This is a genomic window from Streptomyces sp. NPDC007808 (genome assembly GCF_042868655.1).
Lineage (GTDB): Bacteria > Actinomycetota > Actinomycetes > Streptomycetales > Streptomycetaceae > Streptomyces.
The window spans coordinates 84105-97543 of the sequence record NZ_JBIAEQ010000006.1 but is presented as its reverse complement, the minus strand read 5'-3'; the positions used below and the strand labels follow the sequence as shown (position 1 = coordinate 97543).

At 73.0% G+C, this 13439-nt stretch carries 12 protein-coding genes; 2 read left to right on the top strand and 10 right to left on the bottom strand.

Annotated elements, in window-relative coordinates; translation table 11 throughout:
* Nucleotides 1-132 precede the first annotated feature (132 nt).
* On the bottom strand, nucleotides 133-1137 hold the full coding sequence (locus ACFYNL_RS22815) for a DUF2510 domain-containing protein (RefSeq protein ID WP_388806421.1): 1005 nt from the start codon (nucleotides 1135-1137) through the stop codon (nucleotides 133-135).
* A gap of 574 nt (nucleotides 1138-1711) precedes the next feature.
* On the opposite strand from ACFYNL_RS22815, the gene ACFYNL_RS22810 reads away from it, so the two are divergent.
* Complete coding sequence (locus ACFYNL_RS22810) at nucleotides 1712-4387, top strand: ATP-binding protein (protein ID WP_388806419.1); 2676 nt, start codon at nucleotides 1712-1714, stop codon at nucleotides 4385-4387.
* A 15-nt stretch (nucleotides 4388-4402) separates the two neighbouring features.
* Here ACFYNL_RS22810 and ACFYNL_RS22805 read toward each other — a convergent pair whose 3' ends face one another.
* The 8 genes from ACFYNL_RS22805 to ACFYNL_RS22770 form a co-directional block, all read right to left on the bottom strand.
* On the bottom strand, nucleotides 4403-5194 hold the full coding sequence (locus ACFYNL_RS22805) for an SDR family NAD(P)-dependent oxidoreductase (RefSeq protein ID WP_388806418.1): 792 nt from the start codon (nucleotides 5192-5194) through the stop codon (nucleotides 4403-4405).
* Nucleotides 5195-5257: 63 nt separating this feature from the next.
* Entirely contained in the window at nucleotides 5258-6391 is a 1134-nt protein-coding gene (pcaD, locus tag ACFYNL_RS22800) for a 3-oxoadipate enol-lactonase (RefSeq protein WP_388806416.1), read from the bottom strand.
* Nucleotides 6388-7701 (bottom strand): 3-carboxy-cis,cis-muconate cycloisomerase, encoded by a 1314-nt coding sequence (pcaB, locus tag ACFYNL_RS22795; RefSeq protein WP_388806415.1) that lies wholly within the window; start codon nucleotides 7699-7701, stop codon nucleotides 6388-6390. The genes pcaD and pcaB overlap by 4 nt, the downstream gene beginning before the upstream one ends.
* Nucleotides 7698-8303, bottom strand: a complete 606-nt coding sequence (gene pcaG / locus ACFYNL_RS22790) for a protocatechuate 3,4-dioxygenase subunit alpha (RefSeq protein ID WP_388806413.1) — start codon at nucleotides 8301-8303, stop codon at nucleotides 7698-7700. Before pcaG ends, pcaB begins: the two co-directional genes overlap by 4 nt.
* A 6-nt stretch (nucleotides 8304-8309) precedes the next feature.
* Entirely contained in the window at nucleotides 8310-9083 is a 774-nt protein-coding gene (gene pcaH / locus ACFYNL_RS22785; protein WP_388806412.1) for a protocatechuate 3,4-dioxygenase subunit beta, read from the bottom strand.
* Nucleotides 9084-9110: 27 nt separating this feature from the next.
* Nucleotides 9111-10313, bottom strand: a complete 1203-nt coding sequence (locus tag ACFYNL_RS22780; protein ID WP_388806410.1) for a thiolase family protein — start codon at nucleotides 10311-10313, stop codon at nucleotides 9111-9113.
* Nucleotides 10310-10954, bottom strand: a complete 645-nt coding sequence (locus tag ACFYNL_RS22775) for a CoA transferase subunit B (protein WP_388806408.1) — start codon at nucleotides 10952-10954, stop codon at nucleotides 10310-10312. Before ACFYNL_RS22775 ends, ACFYNL_RS22780 begins: the two co-directional genes overlap by 4 nt.
* Complete coding sequence (locus tag ACFYNL_RS22770) at nucleotides 10954-11709, bottom strand: CoA transferase subunit A (RefSeq protein WP_388806406.1); 756 nt, start codon at nucleotides 11707-11709, stop codon at nucleotides 10954-10956. The genes ACFYNL_RS22775 and ACFYNL_RS22770 overlap by 1 nt, the downstream gene beginning before the upstream one ends.
* Before the next feature lie 211 nt (nucleotides 11710-11920).
* Between ACFYNL_RS22770 and ACFYNL_RS22765 the strand changes: the two genes are divergently transcribed.
* Nucleotides 11921-12385: a MarR family winged helix-turn-helix transcriptional regulator gene (locus ACFYNL_RS22765; RefSeq protein WP_388807282.1), complete on the top strand. Its 465-nt coding sequence runs from the start codon at nucleotides 11921-11923 to the stop codon at nucleotides 12383-12385.
* A gap of 16 nt (nucleotides 12386-12401) precedes the next feature.
* Here the strand turns inward: ACFYNL_RS22765 and ACFYNL_RS22760 are convergent, their stop codons facing one another.
* Nucleotides 12402-13406: a DUF3048 domain-containing protein gene (locus ACFYNL_RS22760; RefSeq protein ID WP_388806404.1), complete on the bottom strand. Its 1005-nt coding sequence runs from the start codon at nucleotides 13404-13406 to the stop codon at nucleotides 12402-12404.
* Nucleotides 13407-13439: the final 33 nt, after the last annotated feature.

The window sequence follows — 13439 nt, the reverse complement described above, 5'->3', positions numbered from 1 at the left end:
CGCCGTCCACGGGATGACTGGGCGGCGACCTGTTTCCGCGCCGCACCGTGGGGACGGGGGCGGCGCGCACCCCCCGGCCGGGTGGGGTTCCCCTTGAGCGGAGGGGCACCCCACCCGGCCGCCCGGGACTCCCTAGACCTCCTGGCCGTCGCCGCCGCCCGTGGACACCTTGATGCCCTTGGTGATCTCGTCCAGGACCGCCTGCCCCTCGTCGACGTCGACGCCGAACCGGACCACGACGAGCTGCTGTTCGTTGACGGGCGACGGGAAGGCGAGGGACTCGACATAGCCGTCGGCACCCTTGCTGGTGACGGCCTTCCAGCGGACCATGTAGCCCTTCTGCCCGGCCACCGTCACCGCCTTGGAGGCCAGCACCTGGTGCGAGGTGATCTCGCCGTACCCCTTGCCGTAGGACTGCTCCGCGTTCTCGGAGATGTCCGCCTTGGCGATCTCCTCGGCCGTGTCGCCCTTGGTGCCGAGCACGAGTGCGGGCGCCGAGTAGGCGCCGCCCTTCGTGCAGCGGTCGGAGGTGCCGTCGGGGCACTTGTAGCTGTCGTCGGACGACACCTGCGCACCCCAGTTGATCTTCTCGCCGTACCAGCCGTCCGGCACCGGCAGGCTGATCCCGTTCACCGAGTCCGTCACCGCGCCGCTCTCGACCCGCGGCCCTTGGGACCCGTCCGGAGAGGGCGAGCGCCCGCCGCCCCCGCCACCGCCGCCGTCCGGGTCACCGAAGGGCCCGCCGGGCCCACCGGGGCCCCGCCGCTGCGACTCGGCGCCACCGCCTCCCGAGCCGCCGTCGGCGGTCAGCGCGTACACACCGACGCCGATGCTCGCGAGCACCACGGCCGCCACGCCCACGGCTATGCCCGTACGCAGACCACGCCGCCCACCCGACTGCACCTGACCGGGATACCCCGGGTGCACCGGATACCCCGGGTAGGCCGCAGGCGCCCCGGGGGCCGTCGGCTGCCCCACGGGCGGGCCCGGCGGCTGCGGAGGGGCCCACGCCGCGGCCGACCCCGCGGGCCGGACCTGGTCCGTCCATGCCTTGCCGTCCCACCAGCGCTCGGTGGGCGGACCGTCACTTTTCCGGCCGGGGTCGGGGTACCAGCCGGGTGGAGTCACCTGCGTCATGGGCCCACCGTATGAGGTCTCGGTGAAAGCCGGATGAGAGGACCCGGGTCACGGGCCCGCGGATCCCGGCCGACCACACTCCACGACAGGCCGCACAGGCCACTGCCGAGCAGGTGGTGGCCGGGGTGCAGGGCGTCGCGTCCCGGCGTGATCACACGGCCCGCCACCCGAGGCGATCACCTCCGTCGCCCGCGGCGCCCGCACGGCCACGGCGATCGTGCGGGCCGTGGGCGAGGTCAGCGAGGCGACGACGTCATCCGCCGGCAGCGTCACGGACCCGGCCCGGGCCCCGTCCGCGCCGTGCACCGCCGACCCGCCGCTGGACCCCCGCGCCGCCCGTCGACCGGTGGGCCGGGCCACGGTCACGGACCGCGGGAATCGTGCACGCGCCTTGCCACCGACGGTTTTTGACTATGAGTAAGTTTCAGCCGGGCAGGTCGGGGACCCTGCGCGTCGCCCGTCCGACCCGCCGTCACCCTTCACGGCAACAGCTGCCCCGAGCACCCTCCGCTCGGTCGACCGGACGGCTACGCTCGACCTGAACGTCGTTCGGGCTACTTGGGGAGGGAGCGAGATGACGGAGGTACGGCCCACACCGGCCGCCTCGGCCGCCCTGTGGGAGCGTGACGAGGAACTCGCCGTCGTCGAGCGGGCGCTCGACACCCTGTGCACGGACAAGTCCTCCTCGGGCAGTCTCCTGGTGCTCCGGGGCGAGGCCGGACTGGGCAAGACCGCACTGCTGGCCGAAACCCGCCGTATCGCCGAAGCCCGTGGCTGCACGGTGTGGGCGGCCCGCGGCAGCGAGACCCTGAGCTCCGTCCCCTTCAACGTCGTACGGCAGCTGATGCAGCCCGCGCTGCTGTCGCTGATGCCGGAAGAGGCACGCGAGTACCTCGGCGACTGGTACGACATCGCCGGACCCGCCCTGGGCATCACGGACCCCGGTGAGCGCCAGGCCGATCCGCAGGGCGTGTGCGACGGCCTCGTGGCCGCGGTGCGCCGCCTGGCCCGGCGCGACTGGCCGCTGGTGCTGCTGATCGACGACGCCCACTGGGCCGACCAGGAGTCCCTGCGCTGGCTCGCCGCGTTCGCCGAACGGGTGGGCGAGCAGAACGTCCTGGTCATGGTGGCCCGCCGCCCCGGCGAGGTCGGCGGCGACAGCGCCCGCCACCTGGACACGGTCGCAGCCGCCGGCAGCTCCGTCGCCAACCTCAGCGCCCTCACCCCGGACGCCACCACCGGCCTCACCCGCGCCACCCTGGGCGCGCACGCCGACGCCCCGTTCTGCCGTGAGGTCTGGGCCGTCACCGGCGGCAACCCGTACGAGACCGTCGAACTCCTCGCCAAGGTGCAGGACAGCGAGTTCGAGCCGACCGAGTCCGCGGCCGGCGAACTGCGCGCCCTGAACCGCGCGGCACGCGGCGGCGGACTCGTCGCCCGCCTGGAGACGCTCGGCATCGACGCCACCCGGTTCGCCTGGGCGGCGGCGATCCTCGGCACCGGCATCTCCGTCGACCTGGTGGCCGAGCTGGCCACCATGAGCCTCGACGACGCCGTGCGCTGCGCCGACCTGCTGCGCACCGCGCGCATCCTCACCGAGCCCGACCCGGCGGGGGTCCAACCGGACGACGGCGAGCTGCAGTTCGTGCACCCCCTGATCGCCACCGCCGTGTACAACTCCATCCCCGACGCGCTGCGCACCGCGATGCACGGCATCGCCGCCCGGGTCGTCACCGACAACGGCCGGGGAGCCGCCGTCGCAGCCCGCCACCTGCTCGAAGTCCACCCGGACAGCGACGAGGAACTCGTCGAGCAACTGCGCGAGGCCGCCCGTGAACACCTGGCCGTCGGCGCGCCCGACGCCGCCCGCCGCTGCCTGGAGCGGGCCCTGCTCGAACCGCCGCAGCCCGAGGTCCACGCGCGCGTGCTCCACGAACTCGGCTGCGCCACCCTCCTCACCGCGCCCGCCACCACCATCGACCACCTCCAGACCGCCCTCGCCATGCCCGGCCTGGACGGCGACGAACGCATCGACGCCGTCTACCGCCTCTCCCAGGCCCTGCTCCACAACGACCAGTTGGAGGAGGCCGTCCGCACCGTCGAGGCGGAGGCCGCACGCCACCCGGCCGGGCCGGTCAAACTCCGGCTCCAAGCGGTGCAGTTCATGTGGGAGGGCATCCACGCGGGCGAGGCGACCGCCGCGGGACGCTCCGCACGCCTCGCCGAACTCGCCGCCACCTGCACCGGCCGCGACAACGCCGAGCGCGCCCTGCTCATCCTGCGCGGCTTCGACGCCATGGCCCGCGGCGAGAACGCCGAAGAGGTCGTCGAACTGTGCGACCGTGCCCTCATCAACGGCCGCCTCGCCCCCGGACTCGGCTGGACCGACCCCGAATGGGGCCTTGAGCTGCCGATGATGCTGGCCAGCTCCTACGCCTTCACCGACCGGCTCGACCGGGCCGAGACCCTCTACAACGAGGCCCTGCGCGCCTACGAGTCCGCCGGGTGGAGCGGCGGTCACCTCTCCCTGGCCCACGCCTACGTCGGCCTCGGGCACCGCAGACGCGGCCGGCTCCGCGAGGCCGAGGCGTCCCTGCGCAAGTCGCTGGCGCTCGCCGAGCGCGTCGGCCGCCGACTGCCCCTGCACTGGTCCGCGACCTGCAACCTCGTCGACACCCTGCTCGCCCGCGGTCATGTCGAGCAGGCGTGGCAGGTCGCCGAGGAGTACGGCTTCGCCCCGCCCTACCCGTCCACCATCGTCCTGCCCGACCCCCGCTCGGTCCGCGGTCGCCTGCTCCTCGCGGTCGGCCGCACCAAGGAGGGCATCAACGAACTGGAGGCGGCGGAGAAGGCGGCGGCGGTGCGCGGCCACCACAACCCGGTGCTGGTGCCCTGGGCCGTCGACCTGACCCGCGCCCTCGCCAACGAGGACCCGGCGCGCGCCGGCCGGCTCGCCACCGACGTCCGCCGCCGCGCCGAGCGCCTCGGCACCGACACCGCCATCGGCGAGGCTCTGCGCTGCGCCGCCGCCCTGGAGACCGGCCAGCGCGCGGTACGCCTGGCCGAGCAGGCCGTGACCTATCTGGAGGCATCGCCCTGCCAGTACGAGCACGCGGCCGCCCGTGTCGAGTTCGGCATCGCCGCCCGCTCGTCCGCGGAGCTGCGGCGAGGTCTGACACTGGCCCGCTCGTGCGGAGCGGACGCACTGGTGGCACAGGCGGAGGCGGCCCTGCTGGCGGGGCTGGTGTAGGCGGGGCCGGATCGCTCAGAGGGCCAGCAGCTGGGCGGTGACCGCCGCCAGCCGTTTGCGGACCTCGGGGTCGTACGTCCCCTCGTGCGCCCGTGCCGGACGGGTGCCGTCGAAGTACCGGCCCGTCCCCAGGTCCCGGGTGGCCAGTGCCAGGACACCGGGTGCGCCGTCGGCGACCGTGTGCCGGGGCGGGAAGCCGCCCTCGCGGACCATCGCCGTGTCCATGTGGGTCGCCGGGTGCACCACGTTCACCGAGACGCCGGTGCCCCGAAGCTCCTCGGCGAGGACGAACGTGTACGCGGCGAGGGCGAACTTGGCGCGGCAGTACGCCGAGAGTCCCGAGTAGCCGCGGGTCGACTCCGGATCGTCGAAGTCGAGGGGCTCCTGTCCGGCCGAGCCCACGTTCACCACCCGCGCGGGAGCGTTGGAGCGCAGCACCGGGAGCAGGGCGCGGGTCAGCGCGACCGGCGCCAAGTAATCCACGGCCAGCCGCAGTTCGTGCCCGTCGGCACTGAGTTCCCGCCCGGACCCGGGCGGCCCGGTGCCCACGGCCGCGTTGTTGATCAGCACATCGAGTTCGGGGTGCGCCCCGGCGACATGGGCCGCCAGCTCCCGGACCTGCCCCAGCGAGGCCAGGTCGGCGACGAACCCCTCGGCCTCGCCCTCGGCCCGCAGCTCCTCGACGAGCCCCTCGGTGCGGTCCGCGTCCCGTCCGTGCGCGAGGACACGGTGCCCGGCACGGACCAGCTCGAAGGCGACGTGGCGGCCGAGCCCCGAGGTGGCGCCGGTGAGCAGAACGGTCGGCATGTCTCCACCGTAGGCACGGGTGGAGACATGTGCGAGGCGCCGCCGAGCGTACGACCGCCGGGGTCACCCTGAGGTGCCGGCGTCTTCCTCGGACTCCTCGGCGAGCACGCGCTGGGCCGTCGCGAACGCCGAGTTCGCCGCCGGAACACCGCAGTACACGGCCGTCTGGAGCAGTACCGCACCGATCTCGTCGGGGGACAGCCCGTTGCGCCGGGCCGCCCGTACGTGCATGGCCAGCTCCTCGTGGTGGCCGTGCGCCACCAGCGCCGTCAGGGTGATCATGCTGCGCTCGCGCCGGCTGAGCGTCGGATCGGTCCAGATCTCGCCCCAGGCGTAACGGGAGATGAAGTCCTGGAAGCGGGCCGTGAAGGCGGTCTGCCGAGCCTGCGCACGGTCCACATGGGTGTCCCCGAGCACCTGTCGCCGTACCTCCATGCCCCGCCCGGCACTCCCGCCCAGGTGGGCACGCAGGGCCGTCAGCACGGCCTCCGGGCACTGCGCCGGAGCCAGATGCGAGGCGCCCGGGATCTCGACCAGCGCGGCACCCGGCACGGCGTCCGCGATCTCCCGCAGATGGGCCGGCGGGGTCGCGGGGTCCTCGCGTCCGGCGATCACCAGCGTGGGCGCGCGGATCCCGGCCAGCCGGTCGCGCACGTCGAAGGCGGCGAGCGCGTCACAGCATGCTGCGTACGCCTCCGGGTCGGCGTCCCGGTGGTCCTGGACCAGCTCGGGCACGGTGAAGCCGGAGGTGAACCAGCGGTCGTTCGCGGTCTCGGCGAGAGCCGCCAGCCCCTCGCGCCGCACCAGCGCGGCCCGCTCCCGCCACGGCTTCGCACCGTTGAAGTGGGCCGACGAGCAGATCACGGCCAGGGACTCGACGCGCTCGGGGTGGTGCACGGCGAGGTGCAGGCCCACCGCACCGCCCAGCGACACCCCGGCGTACGCGAACCGCTCGATCCCGAGCGTGTCGGCGAGCGCGAGCACCAGGCCGGCGAGGTCACCGACCGTGGCCCCCGCCGCGATGAGATCGCCCGCCGAACCGCCGTGCCCCGGCAGATCCCAGCGGATCACCCGATGCGTGATCGACAGCTCCGGCGCGACCTTCTCCCACAGGGCGTACGAGGTGCCGAGCGAGGGCCCGAGCAGCAGGGGAGGCCCGCAAGCGGGTCCTTCGGCACGGTGGTGCAGCAGTTTCAACGTCGCTCCAGAGCGCGGTCGGTGAGGGCTCCCGCGGAGCCGGTGTAGTGCGTGGGGTCGAGGTCGACGTCCGCCAACTCCGGTGCCCCGTCGAGTGGTTCACCCGCCAGGGCCAGTCTGGTGAGCAGCTCCTTGGCGTGGTCCCGGCCCAGCGCCGGGGCCAGCTCGGCGGCCAGCCGCTCGGAGACGATCAACCCATGGGTGAGGTCGAGGTGTTCGCGCATGGCGTGGTCCTCGACCCGTAGTCCCTCGGCCAGTTCGACGGCGTCCCGGGCGGCCCCGCCGACCAGCCGCAGCAGGTCCCTGAGAGGCTCCCACTCCGCGTGCCAGGCGCCGGCCGGCCGTTCGTCCTCCGCGGCCAGCGCGCCGTACAGGACGGCCGCGAGCTGGGGCGCGCGCCGTGCCGCGGAGGCGATGAGGGTGGAGCGTACGGGATTGGACTTGTGCGGCATGGCGGACGAACTCCCGCCGCCGCCCTCCGCGACCTCGGCGATCTCGGTCCGGGAAAGGGTGAGGACGTCCGCCGCGAGCTTGCCGAGCGCGCCCGCCGTGAAGGCGAGACACCCGGCGAGGTCGGCGACGGGGGTGCGCAGGGTGTGCCACGGCAGGGTGGGCGTCCGCAGGCCGAGTTCGAGGGCGTACGCCGCCGGCAGCGCGGTCGGATCACTCGCGCCGTACGCCCCGAAGGCGGCCAGCGTCCCGGCCGCGCCTCCGAGTTGGGCGGGCAGCGAGTCCCGTACGGCCGCGGCCCGGTCCCGGGCGTCGAGGACCAGCGACCGCCATCCGGCCGCCTTCAGTCCGAACGTGGTCGGCACGGCGTGCTGGGTCAGTGTGCGCCCGGGCATCACGGTGTCCCGGTGCTCGGCGGCCAGAGCGGCCAGTGCCCGTTCGGTGCGGCCGAGGTCGCCGAGGATCAGGTCGAGGGTGCGCACGGCGACCAGCATCAGGGCCGTGTCCATGATGTCCTGGCTGGTCGCGCCCCGGTGGACGTAGGGGCCGTACTCGTCGCCGACCGCCTTCGTCAGCTCCGCGACCAGAGGGATCACGGGGTTGCCGCCCGCGCGGGCCCGCTCGGCCAGGGACCGCATGTCGAAGGGGTGGCCGCCGGCCGCCTCGGTCACCGCCGTGGCCGCCTCGGCGGGGGCGAGACCGAGCGCCCCCTGGGCCCGGGTCAGCGCGGCCTCCGCGTCGAGCAGCGCCCGCAGGCAGGCGGTGTCGCTCGTCGCGGCGGCGGCGGGGGAGCCGACCCGCCCCGGGGCCAGCAGGCCGACGTCGGCTTCGGATACGGCGGGGTCGACAGGTGGTGTCACCGGAACTCCAGGAAGACCGTCTCGCCTTCGCCCTGAAGGCGGATGTCGAAACGGTATGTCCCGCGGCCCTGGTCCACCGCGATCAGCGTGTCGCGGCGTTCCGCGTCCAGCCGGGACAGCAGCGGGTCGGCGGCGTGCGCGGCCTCGTCGCCGGGCAGGTAGATCCGGGTGAACAGGTGCACCAGCAGCCCGCGTGCGAAGACGCACACGCTGAGATGGGGCGCGCTGCGCCCGCGTGCCCCCGGCCGCAGCGTCCGCGCGGTCCAGTGCCCGTTCGCATCGGTCTGGACGCGCCCCCAGCCGGTGAACTCCACGCCGTTGCGGCCCAGGAAGCCGCCGCTCGCCGGGTCGCGCCGCATCGAGCCGTCGACCCGCGGCAGGTTGCCGTCCGGGTCGGGACCCCACAGCTCCAGGAAGGCGTCCGGCAGCGGCTTGCCCGCGCCGTCGGTGACGTAGCCCTGCAGGGCGATCGTGTCCGGGTGGCCGACCGGCGCGATGTCACCGCCGCCGGGGAAGGGCAGGGCGTGTCCGTAGAAGGGGCCGACCGTGTGCGACGGAGTGGGGAGCACGGTCTCCGGACGGCTCGTGTCGATCTTCGTCATGGCAGCTCAGCGTCCTTCTTCGATCCAGGTGGCGTGCGGGCCGTCGAGCACGATGTCCCAGTGGTAGCCCATCGAGAACTCCGGCACCGACAGGCTGTGGTCGTAGGTCGCGACCAGTCGCTGCCGGGCCGCGTCGTCCGTCACCGACTGGATGATCGGGTCGTAGGGGAACAGCGGGTCGTTCGGGAAGTACATCTGCGTCACGAGCCGCTGGGTGAACGCCGTGCCGAACAGCGAGAAGTGGATGTGGGCCGGCCGCCAGGCGTTGACGTGCTGGCTCCACGGGTACGGGCCCGGCTGGACGGTGGTGAACGCGTAGCGGCCGCCGTCGTCGGTCAGGGTGCGGCCGACACCGGTGAAGTTCGGGTCGAGCGGGGCGTCGTGCTGCTCGCGCTGATGGGCGTAGCGACCGGCCGAGTTCGCCTGCCAGATCTCGATGAGCTGGCCGCGGATCGGGCGGCCGTCGCGGTCGAGGAGCCGGCCCGAGACGGTGATGCGCTCACCGATCGGCTCGCCGTCGTGCTGCCGGGTCAGGTCGTGGTCGATCTCGGTGATGTCGCGCTCGCCGAAGGCGGGGGAGGACAGCTCCACCAGCTCCGGGTCCTTGGTGACGTCGATGGCGATCGGCGGCTGCTTGGGGTGGCGCAGGACGGAGGAGCGGTACGGCGCGTAGTCGCGGCGCGGGTGGTGCTCGACGGGGGCGCCGTCGGCGATCCGCTTCTCGTACGCGGCGTGCTCGGCCGCGATCTCCTGGTCGATGTCGTGCTGGGTGAGAGTCATGGGGCTCCCTGCGGGTTCCTGGGTTTCTCAGCGTTCGAGGACGAGGGCGAGGCCCTGGCCGACGCCGATGCAGAGGGTGGCGACACCGACTCCGCCGCCCCGGCGGGCGAGTTGGTGGGCGACGGTACCGGCGAGGCGGGCACCGGAGGCGCCCAGCGGATGGCCGAGGGCGATGGCGCCGCCCTGCGGGTTGAGGATCGCCGGGTCGAGGTCGGGCCACTCGGCGACGCAGCCCAGCACCTGGGCCGCGAAGGCCTCGTTCAGTTCGAGGACCGACAGGTCGTCGAACGTCCTGCCCGCCTTGGCGAGGGCCCGGTTGACGGCCTCGACGGGGGCGAGGCCGAAGTAGTCGGGGTCGAGGGCGTGGACACCGGTGGCGCGGACACGGGCGAGGGGTTCGCGGCCGGTGGCCCTCAGGCCCTCCTCGTCGACGAGGAGCAGGGCGGCGGCACCGTCGCTGAGCGGGGAGGCGTTGCCCGCGGTGACGGTCCCCTCCAAGGTGCGGAAGGACGGTCTGAGCCCCGCCATCGCGGTCGGCGAGGCATCGGGCCGTACGCATTCGTCGGCGCCGAAGACGACCGGATCACCCTTGCCTCGCGGGATCGGGAAGGGCGCGAGCTCGGCGTCGAACAGGCCCTCCGCCTGGGCCCTGGCGGCCTTGCGGTGGCTGTGCAGGGCGAACTCGTCCTGCTGCTCCCGGCTGATCTTGTGCTTCTCGGCGATCAGCTCCGCGGACTCGCCCAGGGGGATGGTCCACCGCGGTTCCATCCTGGGGTTGACCATGCGCCAGCCGAGGGTGGTGGAGTACAGCTCCGTGTGCCCGGCCGGGAACGGCTTGTCGGACTTGGGCAGCACGTACGGTGCCCTCGTCATCGACTCCACGCCGCCCGCGACGGCGATGGAGGCGTCGCCGACCGCGATGGCGCGGGCCGCCTGGACGACGGCTTCCAGTCCCGACGCGCACAGCCGGTTGACGGTCACGCCGGGTACGGAGGTGGGCAGGCCGGCGAGGAGCGCCGCCATGCGGGCCACGTTGCGGTTCTCCTCGCCGGCGCCGTTGGCGTTGCCGAAGTACACGTCCTCGATGCGGGACGGGTCCAGGGCGGGCGTACGGCCGATGAGTGCGCGCAGGGTGTGCGCGGCCAGGTCGTCGGGGCGTACGGGGGCGAGAGCACCGTTGTAGCGGCCGATCGGTGTGCGGACGGCGTCGACGATGTACACGGTCTTCACAGCAGATTCTCCGCGACGGTGAGTTTCGCGTCGGTCCTCGCGGTGATCTCGTCGACACTCACGCCCGGCGCGGTCTCCACGAGCACCAGGCCTTCGCCGGTGACGTCCAGCACCCCGAGATCGGTGATGATCCGGTCCACGCACGCCGCGCCCGTCAGGGGGAGCGCGCACTCGGTGAGGATCTTGGCCGAGCCGTCCTTGGCGGTGTGGGTCATCACGACGATGACCGTGCGGGCGCCGTGGACGAGGTCCATCGCCCCGCCGATCCCGGTGATCATCTTGCCGGGGATCGCCCAGTTCGCCAGGTCGCCCTTCTCGGACACCTGCATGGCACCGAGTACCGCGACATCGATGTGCCCGCCCCTGATCATCGAGAAGGACAGCGCCGAGTCGAAGAAGGCGGCGCCCGGCAGGACGGTCACCGTCTCCTTGCCCGCGTTGATCAGGTCGGGGTCCACGGCGTCCTCGGTGGGGTAGGGGCCGGTGCCCAGGATGCCGTTCTCGGACTCCAGGACGACCTCGACGCCCTCGGGCAGGTGGTTCGGGATCAGCGTCGGCAGCCCGATGCCCAGATTGACGTACTGCCCGTCCCGGAGCTCGCGCGCGGCCCGCGCGGCCATCTCCTCACGTGTCCAGGCCATCAGCTGCTCACCGTCCGCTTCTCGATGCCCTTGTCGGCGGCCTGCTCCGGCGTGAGAGCCACCACCCGCTGCACGAAGATCCCCGGAAGGTGCACCGCGTCCGGATCGATCTCCCCGGGCTCCACGAGCTCCTCCACCTCGGCGATCGTCACCCGCCCGGCCATCGCGGCCAGCGGGTTGAAGTTCCGGGAGGACTTGTTGAACACCAGGTTCCCGTGCCGGTCGCCCTTCGCCGCCCGCACCAGCGCGAAGTCGGTGCGGATCCCGCGCTCCAGCACGTACTCGGTGCCGTCGAACTCGCGCACCTCCTTGGGCGGTGAGGCGAGCGCGATCCCGCCGGAGCCGTCGTAGCGCCAGGGCAGCCCGCCCTCGGCGACCTGCGTGCCCACCCCGGCCGGCGTGTAGAAGGCGGGGATTCCCGCCCCGCCGGCCCGCAGCCGCTCGGCCAGCGTGCCCTGCGGGATCATCTCCACCTCCAGCTCCCCGGCCAGGTACTGGCGGGCGAACTCCTTGTTGGCGCCGATGTAGGAGCCGGTCACCCGCGCGATCCGCCCCGCCGAGAGCAGGATGGCCAGCCCCGACTCCATCGCCCCGCAGTTGTTGGAGACGACCGACAGCCCGGACACGCCACGCTCGTACAGCGCCTGGATCAGCGCGTTCGGCACACCGCTCAGTCCGAAGCCACCCACCGCGAGCGACGCGCCCTCGCCCACATCGGCCACCGCCTCCAGGGCCGTGGCGACCACCTTGTCCATCCGAGGAGCCCCATCTCTTCCCGAGCGTCAGCACCCGAGTTAATCAGGGCACTGATTATTTGTGTGAGGTTGGCTCTCACGCTGCCACTGCTCTGGTAAACCGTCAAGACCTCGCCAAACGTGAACCCGCCTGGGGTGCTGGGACCCGAGACACGTCCTGCAGGGGCGAGTATTGTTCAGTGCACCGATGATGACGAGCATGGGAGCGCGGATGGCCGCCGTGGACCTCGCGACGCACCCCGGGCATCTGGCCCGGAGGCTCCAGCAGGCGCACTACCTGCTGTGGAACACGATGGTCTCCGAGGAGATCACCTCGCCCCAGTTCGCCGTCCTCAACACCCTCGTCGCCGAACCGGGTCTCGACCAGCGCACGGTGGGCGAGCGGGTGGGACTCGACCGGTCCACCATCGCCGAGGTGATCAGCCGGCTCGGCCGTCGCGGGCTGCTGGACAAGGTGCGCGACCCCCAGGACGGCCGCCGCTTCCTGCTGCGACTGACGGACGACGGGCTGCGCACCCACCGCAAGCTGACCGTCCGCACGGCCCGGATGAACCAGGTCTTCCTCGCTCCGCTGTCAGCCGAGGAGCAGACGCAGTTCTTCGCTCTCATCCGGCGCGTCGCGGACGCGGCCGAGGGGCTCCGCAACCCTGCGGAACCCCTCACCGGCCGGCCCTGACCCGCCTGCCGGACGCTCAGCGCGCCTGCGCGAAGACCACCCACACCTGACCGTGCTGGAAGAGCATCGGCTTGCCCGCGGCGGTGGTGAACCTCGTGCCGGACGTGGTCTTCGGGCGCTTCCATCTGGCGTCGTAGGCGAGCCCGTCGCGCAGCACCCGCGCCTTTCCCGCACCCACCGTCTCGGTGTACGGCGTGTTGTTGCCGAGGAAGTCGTGGAAGGCGGACGCGCGCACCTTGACGTACTGGACGATGACCGTCCCGGCCGTCACCCGCTTTCCGTCGGTCGTCCTCGCGGCCTTGCCGTCCATGGCGACCAGCCAGCGGTCGTGACTCCTGGACCAGGTGAAGGTGAAGCGCGCCGCCGGGTAGCGCACGGTCTGGGAGGCCACGGCCTTGCCGCCCGGCGGGGCGGCGCCGAAGCGGAAGCCGGTCGTCAGGACGTCGGTGCCCGGCGGGGAAGCCATCAGCCGGTGCGGGCGCAGGTAGAGGTTGTGCGGCGAGGGCCGCTTGGAGTAGCGGAAGTACGCGGGGTGTTTGTCTTCCGCCGGCCTCGCCTGCAGCGGGGCCTTGTCGATCAGCGGCTCCAGCTTCCTCTGCGCTCCCGAGTAGGCGAGCATCGGCCGGTCGAACTGGCGCAGCAGCTCCAGATCGGTCTCGCGCGCGCTGCGTACCGGCCCGACGTACTTCGGCAGCTGCTGCGCGTACACCGCCATCAGACGGCTCAGACCGCCTTCGACCTGCTCGACGTAGACGATGTCCGCGGCGTTCAGGCCCGTGTGGGGACGAGCGGCGCGGGCGTTGTCGATCTTGACGGCGAGCACCGCCTCCCCTGATGCGAGGGACTCGTTCGCGCGCTCGCTCGGCGACGGGGGGAGCACCTGGCCGCGGCCGTCGTCGCGAGAACCGTCCGACGTCGTGCAGCCTGCCGCCAGGGAGGCCGTCAGCGCGGCGGCCAGAAGGCCCGCCAGGGTCGTGACGCGTCTGGTGCGCGCCCCTCGTTGTCCGTGCGCTTTCGTCACCCGCACCCACCCGCCCGATCTGTGTCATCAATT